The sequence below is a fragment of the Gluconobacter sp. NFX36 genome (assembly GCF_049887835.1).
GTDB classification, from domain to species: domain Bacteria; phylum Pseudomonadota; class Alphaproteobacteria; order Acetobacterales; family Acetobacteraceae; genus Gluconobacter; species Gluconobacter japonicus_A.
On record NZ_JAGEKJ010000009.1, the window covers coordinates 48,134 to 65,126 of the forward strand.

12 protein-coding genes are annotated in these 16,993 nt (G+C 57.3%); 9 read left to right on the forward strand and 3 right to left on the reverse strand.

Annotated elements, in window-relative coordinates:
• The 4 genes from J4P41_RS10585 to J4P41_RS10600 all read left to right on the forward strand — a co-directional run bounded on the left by J4P41_RS10585 (nucleotide 1) and on the right by J4P41_RS10600 (nucleotide 4,782).
• Nucleotides 1-555, forward strand: coding sequence for a 1,2-dihydroxy-3-keto-5-methylthiopentene dioxygenase (locus J4P41_RS10585; protein WP_426067104.1), 555 nt, complete (start codon nucleotides 1-3; stop codon nucleotides 553-555).
• 9 nt (nucleotides 556-564) lie between these two features.
• Nucleotides 565-1,245: an acireductone synthase gene (gene mtnC, locus J4P41_RS10590; RefSeq protein WP_426067105.1), complete on the forward strand. Its 681-nt coding sequence runs from the start codon at nucleotides 565-567 to the stop codon at nucleotides 1,243-1,245.
• Nucleotides 1,242-2,165 carry a bifunctional riboflavin kinase/FAD synthetase gene (locus J4P41_RS10595; RefSeq protein WP_426067106.1) on the forward strand — a complete coding sequence of 308 codons (924 nt, stop codon included), beginning with the start codon at nucleotides 1,242-1,244 and terminating at the stop codon, nucleotides 2,163-2,165. The genes mtnC and J4P41_RS10595 overlap by 4 nt, the downstream gene beginning before the upstream one ends.
• 223 nt (nucleotides 2,166-2,388) lie before the next feature.
• Entirely contained in the window at nucleotides 2,389-4,782 is a 2,394-nt protein-coding gene (locus tag J4P41_RS10600) for a TonB-dependent receptor (RefSeq protein ID WP_426067107.1), read from the forward strand.
• Between the two features lie 44 nt (nucleotides 4,783-4,826).
• Here the strand turns inward: J4P41_RS10600 and J4P41_RS10605 are convergent, their stop codons facing one another.
• Both J4P41_RS10605 and J4P41_RS10610 read right to left on the reverse strand, forming a co-directional pair.
• A complete protein-coding gene (locus tag J4P41_RS10605; RefSeq protein ID WP_426067108.1) occupies nucleotides 4,827-5,579 on the reverse strand; it encodes a tetratricopeptide repeat protein in 753 nt (250 codons plus the stop codon).
• 86 nt (nucleotides 5,580-5,665) lie between these two features.
• Nucleotides 5,666-6,631 carry a TraB/GumN family protein gene (locus J4P41_RS10610; RefSeq protein WP_062504136.1) on the reverse strand — a complete coding sequence of 322 codons (966 nt, stop codon included), beginning with the start codon at nucleotides 6,629-6,631 and terminating at the stop codon, nucleotides 5,666-5,668.
• A 258-nt stretch (nucleotides 6,632-6,889) separates the two neighbouring features.
• Here J4P41_RS10610 and ileS point away from each other — a divergent pair, with 258 nt between their 5' ends.
• The 5 genes from ileS (at nucleotide 6,890) to dld (ending at nucleotide 14,680) form a co-directional block, all read left to right on the forward strand.
• Nucleotides 6,890-9,736, forward strand: a complete 2,847-nt coding sequence (ileS, locus tag J4P41_RS10615) for an isoleucine--tRNA ligase (protein ID WP_426067109.1) — start codon at nucleotides 6,890-6,892, stop codon at nucleotides 9,734-9,736.
• Nucleotides 9,736-10,248, forward strand: coding sequence for a signal peptidase II (gene lspA / locus J4P41_RS10620; protein WP_211569186.1), 513 nt, complete (start codon nucleotides 9,736-9,738; stop codon nucleotides 10,246-10,248). Before ileS ends, lspA begins: the two co-directional genes overlap by 1 nt.
• 49 nt (nucleotides 10,249-10,297) lie before the next feature.
• Nucleotides 10,298-10,873, forward strand: coding sequence for a DUF3035 domain-containing protein (locus J4P41_RS10625; RefSeq protein WP_426067110.1), 576 nt, complete (start codon nucleotides 10,298-10,300; stop codon nucleotides 10,871-10,873).
• Nucleotides 10,874-10,913: 40 nt separating this feature from the next.
• Nucleotides 10,914-12,782, forward strand: a complete 1,869-nt coding sequence (mutL, locus tag J4P41_RS10630) for a DNA mismatch repair endonuclease MutL (protein WP_426067161.1) — start codon at nucleotides 10,914-10,916, stop codon at nucleotides 12,780-12,782.
• A 182-nt stretch (nucleotides 12,783-12,964) separates the two neighbouring features.
• Nucleotides 12,965-14,680: a D-lactate dehydrogenase gene (gene dld, locus J4P41_RS10635; protein WP_426067111.1), complete on the forward strand. Its 1,716-nt coding sequence runs from the start codon at nucleotides 12,965-12,967 to the stop codon at nucleotides 14,678-14,680.
• Nucleotides 14,681-14,713: 33 nt separating this feature from the next.
• On the opposite strand, the gene J4P41_RS10640 is transcribed toward dld, so the two are convergent.
• Nucleotides 14,714-16,876 (reverse strand): TonB-dependent receptor, encoded by a 2,163-nt coding sequence (locus J4P41_RS10640; RefSeq protein ID WP_426067112.1) that lies wholly within the window; start codon nucleotides 16,874-16,876, stop codon nucleotides 14,714-14,716.
• Nucleotides 16,877-16,993 lie beyond the last annotated feature (117 nt).

The window sequence follows — 16,993 nt, forward strand, 5'->3', positions numbered from 1 at the left end:
ATGAGCAGACTGACCGTCTATCGGGACGATAGCCCCGACACGATCCTTCTGGACGTAACGTCTCCCGGCGAAATTGCGGAGACGCTGCGCCCGCACAACATCCGTTTCGAACGCTGGGCAGCACCTGTTACGCCCCCCAAGGATGCGACGACGGATGAAGTGCTGGCCGCCTACCGCCCGTATCTCGATACCCTGATGGGTGAGACGGGCGCAGGCAGTGCGGACGTCGTACGGATCAACGCCTCCACACCCAATTTGCCGGAACTGCGCCAGAAGTTCGTCTCCGAACATACGCATAGCGAAGATGAAGTCCGTTTCTTCGTGCACGGTCAGGGCGCGTTCGTTCTTCATATTCATGGCCGGATCTATTCCGTCCTGTGCACCGCCGGAGACCTGATCTCAGTGCCGGAAGGCATCCCGCACTGGTTCGATGCCGGCCCGTCGCCTGATGTGGTCGCCCTGCGTGTCTTCACTGATACGACCGGCTGGATTGCCAAATATACTGGGGACGACATTGCTGAGCGCTTCCCCGCAGATGTCTCACCGGTCTCCTGAAAGCCCACCATGATCCGTCTCGTTCTGCTTGATATCGAAGGCACAACCCTGCCGATCTCTTTCGTGCGGGATGTCATGTTCCCTTATGCGGCCAAAGCGCTTCCAGCCCTGATTGAAGACCATACGAACCCGCAGGTCGTAGGCGCACGGGCAGATATTGCGATCTCCCATCCCGGCGAGGACCCGCTGAAGGTCTGCCAGGACTGGATGGCAAAGGACGAGAAAGCCGCCCCGCTTAAGACGTTACAGGGCATCACATGGCGGCAGGGCTTCGAAGATGGCACCCTCCGGGCGGATCTTTACAAAGACGTGCCACCAGCCCTGAAAGCATGGTCCAAAGGTGGCCAGCGTCTGGCAGTGTATTCTTCGGGCTCCGTTCCATCCCAGAAGCTTCTGTACGGCTATACGGAACAAGGCGATCTGACGTCTCTGTTCGACGGTTTTTTCGATCTGTCGACAGGCGGCAAGAAAGATGCGGCGTCCTATACAAAAATCGCTACAGCCTGCGCTTTGAAGCCAGAAGAAATTCTTTTCCTGTCCGATATCGGCGCAGAACTGGACGCCGCGAAAGAGGCTGGACTTCAGATCTGCCAGCTTGTGCGCCCGCAGGACAAAACCTTCCCTTACGAGGGTGTACCTCACGCGGCTGATCTGAACGACGTCACACAGAAGTTCAGTCTCCCCACATGACCCTGCATACGGACTGGCGATCCATACCAGACAGCGCGCGCGGAACAGTCGCGGCCCTCGGCAATTTTGATGGTGTCCATCGCGGGCATGTTCATCTGCTGCACGCTCTCCGCGCTGCCCGCCCGGATCATCCGCTGTCGGTCGTTACTTTTGACCCGCACCCAAGAGAACTGTTCCGTCCGCAGGACCCTCCCTGTCGCCTGATGCTCCCGTCCGTCCGGGCGCAGACGCTGGAAGAGCAGGGTGTCTCTGAAGTTTTCCAGATTCCGTTCGATGAAGCTTTTTCACATCTAAGTGCCGAAGCCTTCGTAGAGGATATTTTGCTCCGCCATCTGGGTGTTGTGCATGTTGCCTGCGGGGCGGATTTTGCTTTCGGGCACCGCCGGACAGGGAATACGGAGACTCTGGAAGCTCTTCTGTCCCCCCACGGGGTGGGACTGACGATCGTGCCTCAGCTTACCGATGAAGGTGGCCCCATTTCTTCCAGCAGAATCCGCCGGTTGCTTCAGGAAGGCTATCCTGAACGGGCAGCTCAGGAGCTGGGAAGACCCTGGTCCATTGTCGGTCCCGTCATACACGGGGACCAGAGAGGCCGTCTTCTCGGTTTCCCAACGGCCAATATCCCTCTCGGGCAGCATCTTGAACCCGCTCGGGGCGTCTATGCGGTTCGCGTGACCTTGCCTGACGGACGCATCATTCTTGGCGTGGCCAATCTTGGCCGCCGGCCAACGATCAATGATGGCCAGGAAAGCCGGCTGGAAGCACATCTGTTCGACTTCTCAGAAGACCTGTACGGCAAGACTCTCAGCGTTGCTCTGATCGCCCTGCTGCGTGAAGAAAAGCGTTTTTCCAGTTTAGATGAACTTAAAACCCGGATCACTCAGGACGTCGAGGAGGCTCGGGCTCTCCTATCCGCCTGATTTGCGCGTCGTCATGATACTGTTCCAGAAAGCCGCTTCTCATTTCGAGAGCGGCTTTCTTTTTTTGCGCTCTCCCACTCAGCTCAAGCCTCCGTGGCAAATATGTCACTTAATTTCTATATTATGATTTAATGTGTAAATAATGCCATTCTCCATATTGCGAATAATTCGCATTATCTCTCTAAGGAAATCGCTTTTATCCTCACGACAGGATCCTGATGCGATGTCCTCGAAACACTCTAACCGCCCTCTGGGGGCAGTTTCCCTCGCGGCAAGCCTAACTCTGGTCTGTTCTGCGGCCCACGCCCAGAGCGGTTCGCCACATCATAAAGTCAAGCATCCGCAAGGACGTCGCCATCAGGCTGTTGTGCCTCCTGCATCTCAGAAAACCCAACCTGAACCCGTTGTGCAAAAGCCGGTCTCCACGCAGACGAACAGCATCGAAGCCGTTGCTGCCGAGACAGAGCATCTGCATGTTGTCGGTTCTCCCATGAACATTCTGCAATCGCCCGTCGGCATCAGCCGCATGCCTCAGGACGTTCTGCATACACCGCAAACCATCAACGTGGTCCCCAAAGCCTTGATGGAGCAGCAGAACGTCAAATCCCTAGATGAAGCCCTGCGGAATGTTCCGGGCATCACAGCGTCTGTTGGAGAGGGCGAGGGCGGAATGGCGGGAGACCAGTTCCTGATCCGCGGTTTTCAGGCCCAGAACGACATCTACGAGAATGGATTGCGTGATTTCGGCGTTTATACACGCGATAGCTTCGATTACGACCATATCACTGTCATCAAGGGGCCATCTTCGGAAGTCTTCGGCAACGGTACGACCGGCGGCGCCATCAATATCACCACAAAAGTCGCGCATCTGGGGGACAGCTACGGTGCCAGCCTTTCAGGTGGATCTGGCGACTATGCGCGTGGAACGCTCGATTTCAACAAGCAAATTGGTGAGTCCACAGCCATCCGCATTACCGGCATGGGAAACGAGAACAATACGGTTGGCCGGAACGATGTTTATTCCCACCGGTGGGGCATAGCGCCCTCCATTGCCTTTGGCCTCGGAAAGCGAACGACGTTTACGCTCGAATATTTCCACCAGACCGATAACCGTATTCCGGATTACGGCGTTCCTGTGATTACAAAACCGGGAACAGCCATTGCGAAGCCCGCTACAGAATATGGCCTGAACCGAAACAACTGGTATGGAACGAGTTATGATCAGGATGTCTCGAACGTGGACATGCTGACCGGCCGCCTCAAGTTCGATCTCAGCAAATATATCACCCTGTACAATGATTTACGCGGCGGATTGTACAGTCGATATTTCTCAGCCTCCCAGCCGGGCTGCGACACGACCTGCGCGGCTGAATTTTTCACAAATCCGGCTGCGGCCCAGATCAATCGTCGCGGACATCTGGGCGGCCCAGAACCTTATCAGCAGAATGACTGGTCCGTGCAGGATGTATTTTCCGGTGTCGCAAAGTTCTCGACCTGGCGCCTGCGTCACGAGATCATTGCCGGTGTGGATATCGAGCATGTGTATGACCGGCGCACGAACCAGGCTTATAATTTCAATGGCCAGAACGGCACGCAGAAAGACACCACAAGCCTGCTTCACCCATCGTCCACACAATCGGGTTTGCTGCTTGGATCGGTCGGCCAGTATAGCGGAAACCTCGTCAATATTTCCGGTGTCGGACATGCGCTGTACAAGACAGGTGACGCCACCGATGTTGGCGCGTTCTTCTCTGACCAGATCTGGCTGACGTCCTGGTTCTCCGTACGAGGCGGCTTCCGCTGGGATCACTGGGACAGTCACTACTCAGCCAACGGCGGAACGACCGGGGCAGGCGTGTCCTATGGGCAGACGCAGGATACTTTCAATCCGACCGTCAGCCTCATGTACACGCCGACCAGTAACATCATGGTTTATTTCAACTGGGCACAATCCACGACCCCTATGGGCCTATATGTGACCAACAGTTCCGAGCCTCTGAAATCCTCCACGCAGGGATTCAGCCCGGAGCGCAGCAGCCTTTATGAACTCGGCGCCAAATATAATGCGTTTCAGGGGCGTATGGGATTCGCAGCTTCGGTGTTCCGCCTTGAAAAGGGTAACGCCCTCATGACAGACGCCTCTACTGGCACCGTTTCCTCATCCAGCGACAGCCAGCGCAATCAGGGCGTCGAACTCAGCGTCTCAGGCGAGATCCTGAAGAACTGGACCATGATCGGCACCTACGCCTACTACGATGCGACCACCGTCAGTTCCCTGACGGCAGCAAATGTGGGCAAGCGGATCCAGTATGCTCCCAAGAACTCCGCGACCATTTGGTCCACCTATACAATCGCGCCCAACAAGCCCTGGAATCTCACCTTCGGCGGTGGTCTGACATGGCGTGACGGGGTATGGCTCAACGCGGCCAATACGGCGCGCGTGCCTGCGACGATGGAGTGGGATGCTGTCATTTCCCATAATTTTGGCAAGCACTGGCGTATCGCCATGAACGGTTACAACCTCGATAACCGTCTCAACTACAGCAATCTTTTTTCGGATCGTGCGACGCCGTCTGTCGGTCGCTCGTTCCTCGCGAATATTTCCGCCACATACTGATCCGAAACATCAGGTCGGTTCATGTCGGCCTGACAACCGAGCGGTTAGGGCGCGGGAATACCAAGTTCCTGCAGCCGTCTCTGAACGCGGCTTTCCAGCGCCTTATCGCGTTTTTCCCCTAACAAAACGAGCTTCTGGTTCATCGCGAGCAGAATGTCAGACGTGGCATCCACAACAGCCTTGCGCCACCAGTCCAGAGCCTCATCAATCTTACCCGCATCCGCCAGTGCCGTCGCGAAATTATGCTGTCCCCGGTAATCCCCGCCTTCAGCGGACTTCCGATACCAGTCCAGAGCCGCTGCACGATCCTGCGATACAACCCAGCCCTCCTCCAGAAAGCGCGCATACAGGTTCATGGACTTTGCATGGCCGTTCTGTGCTGCTGTTCGGAACAGATCAAGTGCCTTAGGCAGATCCTGAGGCTGACCGATCCCGCGCATGGTCAGAATGCCCAGATTGTATCGGCCCCACTCATCCCCGGCTTTGGCGGCTTCTTCATAACAACGTGCCGCTTCAGTCAGATTCTGGTCGCATCCCCATCCAAACTGGAAGCACCGTCCTCGCATGTTATGACCCGGCCCAAACCCTGCTTTTGCAGCAATCGTAAACCATTCCAGCGCGCCAGCGGGATCTTTCGGAACATACACACTGTCCAGCAGCACCTGCCCCCACTGCACAATTTCCAGATGATGCCCTTTCAGGGCTTTCTGCCGGATGTCCTCAATATTTTCTGGCAGGGACGGAACGGGAGTTGGCTCTTTCCGAAGCGGAAAAACTTTTCTGAAAACACGCTTCATGTCGAACCCGCCCATGCCAGCCGAAGCAGAGAATACTGCGAACTCAGTGTATCCTCTGCATCAGGTCTGGCAAAGCCGGCATCGGGCTAAAGTGCACTGGGATTAGTCGCAGCTGGAACAACCTGCTGAATGTCAAAACCATCCTGTTTTAGCAGAGCCGGAAGACCTTTGGGTCCCGCCATGTGCAAGGAACCAACGGCAACGAACAGGGATTTCCCGGATTCGTGCAGCGACAGGATTTTCCGTGCCATTTCAATGTTCCGGTCATCCAGAAGGCGCTTGGTTTCGGCCCGCTCTTTTGGAGTGCGAAGGCATTTGCACCATGCATCGTAGTGCTGGAGCTGTGCCATATCGCTTTGTCCCCATATCTCGACGATGCGTTTCTCATCCGTGCGAGCCTCGCCAGAAGAGATATTTTTGATGGTGGTATCAATGAAATCGTCTTCATCGGCCTGATTGGCAGCAATGACCAGATCGCGTTGGGTTTGGGCCTCTTCCAGCGCAATGAGATCTTTCTTCATGCCCCCTGCTATGCCCTGAATCACAAGATCAGCAGCATAGTCCGGATAGTATCCGTCCACACGCCCCACGGCTGTACTCAACCCGGCTGCCTCCAGCCCTACAGCCGTTTTCGAGAAATTGGCGACTGGCAGGCACAGCGTTTCTGCCAGATCATCCAGCTTCTTTTTCCGCCCAGTCTGGATCAGATGTTGCAGGCGGTCCGGATCTTCTGGTTTGCGCAACGTCGCGAGCGTTGCCGGGTCCTGAAGATTCAGTTCCAGCGCAACGATATTACTTTTCATCATGGCCATGCGTGTCAGGGGGCCAGGGAGCATCCATTCCTGCCGGGAGGCATGAATGGTCCCATAGAGCCAGGAAGAATGGCCATCTTTCGTGATTTTCCAGAGGAAGCCACGATCCTGCGCTGTCATCAGAAGGTGCAGAAGTTCAGACTTTGGGGGGACGGAGGCCGGTGCGGGGCAGCGCGACGCCTGAGCCATTGCCTGCATGGGAACCGCAAAAAGAAGGGCGGCCAGCCAAAGTCTTTTCATCAGAATGCTTTCAACGCAGAAATAATACGGTTTGAAGCCCACCATGACGGCCCTGCCAAAACAATCCAGCGGAAAGTTTTTTCACGGAACTGCCGCATTCGCCGTGAAATTTGCTGAAAAAGCGTCTCCGGCACACATAAAGACGTCTTTCCGCTGTTTGGAAGCAGGGGTTTCCTTCGAGAAGACTTGACCGCATCCCCGCCCAATCTCCATATGGTCCCCCTTATTTTGTGTGAATGACCAAAGTTGGCCCGTCCCATGTCCGACAAGTCCGATACGACCTTTAAAGAACAGCAGGATCGCTATCGCGACACCGTGTTCCTGCCCCGCACCAGCTTCCCTATGCGGGGCGGCCTGCCGAAGCGCGAGCCTGAAACGCTGGCCCGCTGGGCCGCCATGGACCTGGACGGCAAGATCCGTGAGGAAGGGAAGGGACGCCCGGTCTTCACGCTGCATGACGGACCGCCCTACGCCAACGGGCACATTCACATTGGCCATGCGCTCAACAAGGTGATGAAAGACGTCATCAACCGCGCGCATCGTATGTCTGGTTTCGAAGTCCGCTATCAGCCGGGCTGGGACTGTCATGGTCTGCCGATCGAATGGCGGATCGAGGAACAGTACCGCAAGGCCGGCAAGGACAAGGATCAGGTGCCCCTGCTCCAGTTCCGCGCGGAATGTCGCCAGTACGCCGCCGAATGGGTGAGCAAGCAGGCGGAAGACTTCAAACGGATCGGCGTTCAGGCGGAATGGGCTAACCGTTACGTCACGATGGACTTCAGCTCCGAAGCCAAAATCGTTGCGGAAATCGGCAAGTTTCTGCTGAACGGCGGTCTGTATCGTGGTCTGCGTCCCGTCATGTGGAGCCCGGTTGAGAAGACCGCCCTTGCCGAAGCCGAGATCGAATACCACGACGTCGACTCCACCACGATCTTCGTCGCGTTTCCGATCCTGAAAGACCCGACCCCCGGCGATGCTCTGGAAGGCGTGTCAGCCGTCATCTGGACCACAACGCCCTGGACCATTCCGGCCAATCGTGCACTCGCTTACGGCCCGGACATCACCTATGTGGTTCTGCGTGCTGACGAGATCACGGAAGCCAGCGTCGTGCCGCAGGGCGCTCGTCTCCTGATCGCGGAAGACCGCGTTGAGGCGTTCTGTGCCGAAACTGGTATCAGCGCTCATCATATCCTCTACACGCTGCCCGGCAGCGCACTAGAAGGCGCCATCGCCGCTCATCCGCTGCGTGGCCGTGGCTACGAATATGACGTCCCGATGCTGCCGGGCGATTTTGTCACGACAGACGCTGGTACGGGCCTTGTGCACATGGCGCCGTCGCACGGTCAGGATGACTTTATCGTCTGCCGCCAGTTCGGCATCGAAGTACCGGAACTGGTGCAGGATGACGGTCGCTACGCCTCATGGGTGCCGCATCTCGAGGGTATCCATGTCTTCAAGGCCGCCGATCCGGTCTGCGATCTGCTGACGGAAGCCCGTCAGTCCGCCGAACATGATGACGCCCCTGCGACTGGCCTTATGGCCCGCAGCAAGATCCGTCATTCCTATCCGCATTCCTGGCGCTCCAAAGCTCCGATCATCTTCCGCGCCACGCCCCAGTGGTTCATTGCGATGGATGGCGAAACCAAGCTGCGCGAGAAAGCCCTCAAGGCGCTTGATCCCGTCACCTTCGTCCCGGAAGCCGCTCGTCGCCGTCTGACCTCCATGGTCGAGCAGCGGCCTGACTGGTGCATCTCCCGTCAGCGCGCCTGGGGCGTGCCGATTGCCGTGTTCGTTGAGAAGCGGAGCGGTGAAGTCCTGCGTGACGCCGAGGTCATGGACCGTATCGTCCAGGCCTTCAACGAAAAGGGCGCGGACGTCTGGTATGATACGGACCCCGCTGTTTTCCTTGGCCCGAACCGTGATCCGGCAGATTACGAGCAGGTCTTTGATATCGTGGATGTCTGGTTCGAATCCGGCTCATCACACCAGTTCGCGCTGGGGCAGGAAGGCCTGAACTTCCCGGCAGACCTGTATCTTGAAGGCTCTGATCAGCATCGCGGCTGGTTCCAGTCGTCCCTGCTGGAAAGTGTCGGGACACGCGGCGTCTCTCCTTACAAGGCTGTTGTGACGAACGGCTTCGTGCTGGACGAGCAGGGCCGCAAGATGTCCAAGTCCCTCGGCAACGTCATTGCTCCGGCAGATGTGACGGACTCGCTGGGCGCTGACATTCTGCGGTTGTGGGTTCTGAACTCCGACACCAACGAAGATCTGCGGATCGGTAACGAGATCCTCAAGCAGCAGGGTGAACTCTATCGCCGCCTGCGCAATACGCTTCGTTGGCTGCTGGGCGCGTTGGATGGCTTCACAGAAGAGGAAGCTGTTCCTTACGCCGAAATGCCGCCGCTTGAGCAGTATATCCTGCACCGCCTGTCGGAACTGCGTGGCCTGATCAGCAAGGCAGTTGAGACGCACCAGTGGGTCGGCGTCTACCCGGCGCTGCACGGTTTCTGCACAACAGATCTGTCGGCCTTCTATTTCGACATCCGCAAGGACGCGATCTACTGCGATGCGCCGTCTGACCCAACGCGCCGTGCGGCCCGCACGGTTCTGGACATCCTGCACCGCGCGCTCTGCACATGGCTTGCTCCGGTGCTGGTCTTCACAGCGGAAGAAGCTTGGAACGCCCGTTTCGGCGAAGAAAGCAGTATCCATCTGGAGCAGTTTTTCGAGCCGGACGCTGAGTGGAACAATCCAGAACTCGGCGCCAACTGGGACGAAATCCGCGCCTATCGTCGCCTTGTCACGACAGAGCTGGAAACAGCGCGTCGTGACGGTACGATCGGGGCTTCCCTTGAAGCCAGTGTCACTTTGCCGATCTCGCAGGAAGAAGCCGCGTCTCTCACGGGGATCGACTGGGCCGAACTGCTCATCACCTCCCATGCAGAGATCGAGCTTCTACCCGGCGAAACCGCCCATGGCGGCCCTCAGGTTGAGCGTGCGCCCGGCCACAAATGTGCCCGCTGCTGGAAGGTTCTGCCTGATGTTGGCGAAAATGCCGAGCATCCGGCCCTGTGCCGCCGCTGCGTCAGCGTGGTGAGTGCCTGATGTCCCTCTGGCAGGAAGGTATGAGCCGCATGGGGCGGCTCGTTCTTGGGCTCGCCCTGCTGGTTCTGGTCCTGGTTCTGGATCAGGCCAGCAAGGACTGGATTCTCTACGGCTATAATTTGCCAGAGAAAGGGTCCGTCCAGATTCTGCCATTCCTGAACTTCACCATGGTCTGGAACCATGCCGTGACGTTTGGGATGTTCGGCGGTCTGGGTAGAAAAGGCCCGCTGGTGTTCTGCACGGTTTCGCTGCTGGCCGTTGGATTGCTGGTCTGGACCATGACGAAGACCCGCCGCACGCTGGTAGCCGGAGCCTGTGGCGCCATCGCTGGTGGCGCCATCGGTAACGTCATTGACCGCCTGCGCTATGGCGCGGTTGTGGACTTTCTGCACGCGCATGCGTTTGGCTGGTCCTGGTATGTGTTCAACGTGGCGGATGCCGGTATCGTCTGCGGCGTAGCCGTCTGGCTGATCGACTCCCTTCTTGCTGAACGTAACAGTCAGCCGCGCTGAACAAGCGGAGCTTGCCCCCACGCGGCGTGGACTGTAGGACTATCCCATCATGATCGCGTCCCAGGGTCTCTCAATGCGCCGTAACCGTCTCCCAGTTGCCCGTCTCAGCGTACAGATGGGTGCAATCGCTTCATTTGGCCTGATGCTGTCCGGTTGCTCAGGGAGTGATCTGGAGCGCGCCTTCGGCATGGAACGCTACATGCCGGACGAATACACCGTCACGACGCGTGCACCGCTCTCCATGCCGCCCTCAGAGAAGATGCAGCTTCCGGGCGCTGATGATGCACATCGTCCAGACGAGAGCCCGCGTATGCAGGCGCTGGAAACCCTCTCGCCTGATACGGCTCTCCACCCGATTACAGGTGAGAACAGCAGCGGTCAGTCCGCGCTGGTTGGTCAAGCGGACAAGGCCTCCAATGCGCCGAACAATGCGGAACTCGGAGCAGCCGACGCTGGTTTCGTTGATAACCTGATGTTCTGGAAGGGCGGTCAGGCTGGTTCTGTTGTGGATGGAGACGCCGAAAACCGTCGTATCCGTGAGAACTCGGCTCTGGGGCGCAATCCTGCTACAGGCGCCACACCGACGGTCAAGAAAAAGGCCACGCATTTTCTGGGTGTGCTGTAAGGCAGCACGCTCCTTCTCTTCAGGATCGTGAGACACAGTCCTGTCTGAAAAATCGTCAATTCTTCGTCCTGTTATCCGCCGCCTCTCAGGTCATGTCGTTGACCTGATTGCGGCCGGCGAAGTCATCGAACGTCCTGCGGCAGCGCTCAAGGAGCTTGTCGAAAACGCCATTGATGCCGGGGCCACCCGCCTTGTCGTCGCCTTGCGCGCAGGGGGCACAGACCGCATCGACGTGACCGATAATGGTTGCGGCATGACGCCTGAAGAGCTGGAAATGGCTGTTCAGCGTCACTGTACCTCCAAATTGCAGGACGAACGGCTTGTCCAGATCCGTACGCTCGGGTTCCGTGGAGAAGCACTCCCTTCCATCGGCGCCAGTGCCCGGCTGTCCATAACCTCCCGCACGTCTGAGTCCGATACGGCATGGTGTCTCCGTGTCGATGGCGGCATCATCACGCCACCGCAGCCGTCTTCCGGCCCTGTCGGGACGCGGATCGTGGTGACAGACCTCTTTTTCGCCACACCTGCCCGCCGGAAGTTCCTTAAAAGCGCCCGCGTCGAGAACAGTCACGCCGAATCCGTCATGCGGCGTCTGGCTCTGAGCGCACCGCAGTGCGCCATGCGGGTGACTCTGGACGACAAGCTTCTGTTCGATCTGCCAGAACAAAGCCCGGTTGCCCGGGCCGCTGCGATTCTCGATACAACGCCTGATACACTGATTCCGCTGGACGAAGAGCGGGGCCATATCCGCCTGTCCGGCTTTGCCTGCGGCCCGGCCAAAACCCGTGCGACCGGATCGGGCCAGTTCATTCTCGTGAATCACCGCCCGGTGACAGACCCGATGCTCCGGACGGCGATCCGTGTCGCCTATCGTCCTGTCATTGAGCGTGGCCGCTTTCCCGTGATGGCGCTCCACCTCAAGGTGCCGCTGGAACGGCTGGACGTGAACGTCCATCCCGCCAAAACGGAACTGCGCTTTGCCGACGAAGCGGAAGTGAAGGCGCTGGTGATCGGCGGACTGGGCCGCGCCCTGGGGCATGGTTCCAGCGGGGGCGGTGGTATTCATGCCAGCTTCGGCATCCGTCCTTCGCGTCCGTCCATTTCCTATCCGCCCCGTTTGGACGTGCCGGTCAATCCGCCTGTTCGCGCTGATGCTCCGGCCACACTCCCTTTTGCCGCTCCTTCACTTTCCCGCCCTTCTACTTCACCGCTACCGCAGACTGAGCGTTCAGGGTTTGCAGAGCAGGACGCCGGGTTTACCCCTGCCGCGCGTCCTCCCCAGTCTGTTCCGGAACATCTGGACCCAGCCTTTCCGCTGGGGGCCTCCGTCGCACAGGTTTTCGATACCTACGTCATTGCGGTCGCTCCGGATGGTGATCTTGTTCTTGTGGATCAGCACGCAGCGCATGAACGTCTGACGCATGAGCGCCTGCGGGAACAATACGCCAGTGGAGCGCTTCGTTCGCAGGCGCTCCTTCTGCCGGAAGTCATTGACCTTCCCCGCCGTGAGGCAGAGGCGCTGCTGGCACGTTCCGAAGACCTGTCCCGACTGGGAATGGATCTGGAGTCTTTCGGACCGGGGAGCGTATTGCTGCGCTCCGTTCCCGCCCTTTTAGGGACGAAGGATGTTCAGGGCCTTCTGCGGGATGTCGCGGATGAACTGGCCAATGATCCAGACCTTGAGGCTGGCAATACGGACAGCTTCTCCAACCGGCTGGACGCTATTCTGGCTCGCATGGCGTGTCATGGCAGTATTCGGGCCGGGCGGCGCCTGAAACCTGAAGAAATGGATGCTCTTCTGCGGGAAATGGAGCGCACGCCCCGCGCCAATACCTGTTCTCATGGTCGTCCAACCTGGTTGAAGCTGACGCGGAGCGAAATCGAGCGACTGTTCGGGCGTATCAAATAGCGGCCATAATCCTCTCTTAATCGTGACATGCGTCTTTGACCTGAGGCATGGACGATACGCGTTGCAGAGGCTTGTTTTGTGGCTTTGCCTTTCGACAGATGTTTACCTCTGAACTCAACACGCCCTGACAGCCCTGTGGTTAATTCTACGGGGCTGTCTGTGGCATAAGGAACATTCCAGACATGTCGACCACGTCCAGCGATAACGCGGCTTTCCTCGACACTCTTCGCTCGGTCGTGGGCCGACGCCATGTTCTCACAAAGCCCAACGCGACATACCGTTTTCGCAAAGGTTACCGTTTCGGTCTTGGAGACGTTCTGGCCGTTCTTCAGCCGGGAAATCTTGTCGAACTCTGGAAAGCCTCCAAGCTTTGTGCGGAGAGCGGCAAAATCATCATCATGCAGGCCGCCAATACGGGTCTGACGGGTGGTTCCACGCCGGACGGGAATGATTATGACCGCGAGATCGTCATCATCAGCACAAACCGGCTGGATGGTATCCATCTGATCGGTGAGGGCAGGCAGGTTGTTTGTCTGCCAGGCTCCTCCTTGCACGATCTTGAAGAAAAACTCGCCAAAATCGGTCGTGAACCGCATTCCGTGATCGGGTCTTCCTGCATCGGTGCCTCCGTTCTGGGGGGCGTCAGCAACAATTCCGGTGGCGCCCTTGTCCAGCGTGGGCCGGCTTTCACGGAAATGGCCTTGTTCGGTCAGATGGGAACAGATGGAAAGCTGCATCTCGTCAATCATCTGGGCATCCGGCTTGAGGGTGATCCGGAGCACATTCTGTCTGCCGTACAGAACGGGAAGTTTCCTGAAAATTCCATCGACTGGAACGCGGGCCGCGGTCATGACGCGGGGTATGCCCAGCACGTCCGGGACGTGGATGCCGAAACCCCCGCGCGATTCAATGCGGACCCGAACCGCTGGCATGAAGCCGCAGGCTGTGCAGGCAAGCTGGTGGTCTTTGCTGTTCGCCTCGATACGTTCAAGGCCAACAGAAACCCGGCCGTGTTCTACATCGGCACCAACAGCACGCAGGACCTTGAAGATCTGCGCCGTCATATCCTGACCAGCTTCGATGAATTGCCGATTGCGGGCGAATACATTCATCGCGATGCGTTCAACATCGCCGAGGTGTATGGCAAGGATACAACCGCCATCATTCGCTATATGGGGACGCGATTCCTGCCGACGTTCTTCGGCATGAAATCCCGGTTCGACATTGCCGTGCAGCGTATTCCCGGTATTTCCGGCCATCTGAGCGATCTGCTGCTTCAGGCATTCAGCAAGATCATTCCCAAGCAGCTTCCGGCCCGGATGTGTGAGTTCCGGGACCGCTTCGAGCATCATCTGATGCTCAAGGTCTCTGCTGAACTGGCCGCTCCCGTAAAAGCCTATCTGGAAAACTGGCGCTCACAAACGGGAGGGGATTTCTTCGCCTGTACGCCAGAAGAAGGAAAGCTGGCCTTCCTGCATCGTTTTGCAGCAGCCGGAGCCGCCATCCGCTATCGGGCCATCCATTCAAAGACGGCAGAAGACATTGTGGCGCTTGATGTGGCACTGCGTCGGAATGACCAGGACTGGTTTGAGATGCTGCCTCAGGACATCGAAGACAAAATCATTGTCAAACTCTATTACGGTCACTTTTTCTGCCATGTGATGCATCAGGATTACGTGGTGAAGAAAGGCTACAATGCCATGGCCGTGGAACATTCCATGTTGCCTGGGCTGGACGCGCGCGGGGCACGATATCCAGCCGAGCATAATGTCGGTCACCTCTATGACGCACCGGAAGAGATGATCGAGCATTACCGCAGTCTCGATCCCTGCAACTGCTTCAATCCTGGCATTGGCAAGGCGACCAAAAAGCGGAATTGGGTGGCTGAAAGCGTCTGAGCATAATGCCCCTGTTTCGAAGGCGTAGAGTGCTCAGAAACCGACCTCAATGCCCACACGAACAGTGCGTCCCTGTCCCCATGACACACGCAGGGGCGTTCCTGCCGTGGACACGAAATACGCCTTGTTTGCAAGGTTTACGGCGTTGACCTGTAGGGAGGTGTCATGTCCAAGCAGTCGGCCTGTGTGCCACGAGGCAAAGGCATCCACAGTTGTATAGCCGGGGAGCCAGAATGTATTATTCAGATCACCCGGGCGACGACCAACATAACGCGCACCAGCACCAATGCGCATGGTTGTCCTGAGCCAGGGCAGACCCGTCTCATAGGTCAGATAGCCACCGCCTGTATGCTTGGCGACATTGGCAATCAGTTTGCCTTCATCCGCTGGCGTATCCCGCAGAATACGGGCATAGGTGAAGGCATAATTGGCCAGAATGTTCCAGTGCCTGTTCAATTTCCCTGTCAGGCTGGTTTCCACCCCCTTGGACCCGACCAGACCAGCGAGGCGCTGAAGCGTATTTCCGGTCTCGTCCAGCCCGGCTGATTGTTGAACATTTTTCTTGTGGATATTGTAGAAAGCCACATCAGCCGTCAGGAAGCGATCCTGATAACGTGCTCCAACTTCAAACTGCCGCCCCATGGTGGGTTTGTACGTGCCCTCAAGAACACTGCCGGCATCAAGCTGATTGGGCGTAAAGGATTGAGAGTAATCTCCGTAAAACGAGACATGCTTTCCGGGTTGGTACACCAGCGCCACGAAGGGCAGGGGCTTGGTGTAGGATGCGTCCGTTGTCTGTACATAGGGGCGACGTCCTCCATACGTGATGTGGAAGAACTGATAGCGTAGGCCGGGAGCCAGAATTAGGCCATGCCCCAGATGAATGTTATCCTTCAGGTATCCTGAGGCACTGTTGATGTGCTGGCGCCAGTCGCTGTTGTTCACGTTAACAGGGCCAATCGGCTTGAGCATCCCATACACGGGATCTGACGGGACAAAGCCGCCTAGTCTTGGGCCGTCAATAAAAGCCCCCTGATTTTGCTGGCGGTTTTCGTAGTCTGCGCTAATCACCAGGTCATGCTTCATGCCCAGCAGTCTGTGATCGGAAATGTAATCCAGAGCAGTATAACCATTGGCACGCACTGTTCCGGTATTGCTGCGATAGCGCCGGGTCAGAACACCTGTGATAGCGCTGTAAGCTGACGGGTCAGCCTGTCGATCATGGTAATTGTCCCGGTTCCAGCCCCCTGACAGGCGAATTCGGTCATGGCCTGACAGGCGATACTGGAAGGTGGTGGAAAGCAGATGGCGGGTGCCAAAAGATTTCGCCCAGCTTTCGTCCAGGCGTTTTTCAGGGCCGCTGATGACTTTCCCATTCGAGAAGACCGCACCGCGGTCCAGAGTATTGTCGTATTGCGCCCATTCATAGGAGACATCCGCTGTAAACGCTCCGCGCTCGAAACGCAGGGACGGGGAGACCAGCTTTTGTCTGTTAGAGCCAAAGTTGCGCCAGTAATTCTCGTTTTTGTAAGCTCCTACAAGCCTGAATGTCAGACCACGCGCCAGAGGGCCTCCTACATCCAGATGACCATATCCGCCTCCAAGAGAGGCCCATGTCGTTCCAAGGCTGGCTCCCCATGTCTTGCGGGGCTGCTTGGTAATGACGTTAATCACGCCACCCGGTTCCTGCATGCCGTAGAACAGAGAAGCAGGCCCCTTCAGAACTTCAACCCGATCTGTCGTTGCCAGATCGAAGTTCCGCCCTGTCGGCATACGAACGCCATTTCGCAGGATTGAGCCGTCGTCTGTAGCCCCGAAGCCCCGTTTCATCAGGTTATCCTGTGTGCCACCAAAATTATTACCAATTGAAAGGCCTGGTACATACTTGGCCACATCTTCCATCGTCTGGGGTGTCATGTCTTCAATGACCTGGTGTGTCACAACATTCGTTGTCTGGGTCTGTTGCAGAAATGTGGTTGGAAGCTTGTCCGCAATGCTGCTGGTTGTGGCCGCATAAGAGTTGGGGTCTGCATGAACGCGAATGCGTTCTGTCTTGCGTTGCTGGGTAACGGACTGTGACTTCCGGATTGGGCTTTTGTTATCATTCTCCGGGGACGACGGTGCACCTTCAGCACTATATCCGCTGAAAACAGACAATCCTGCGCATGCAAAAGCTACCGTCCTGAAGAAAGCCATCTGATTTTTCCGCAAATAATAATTACTCTCATTTACGTTTGTTGCATTGGCGATGTCATCGAAAGAGTTATGACAAACGATATCGATGGTTTTCCAAAATCAGATCTCGCAGTTCGC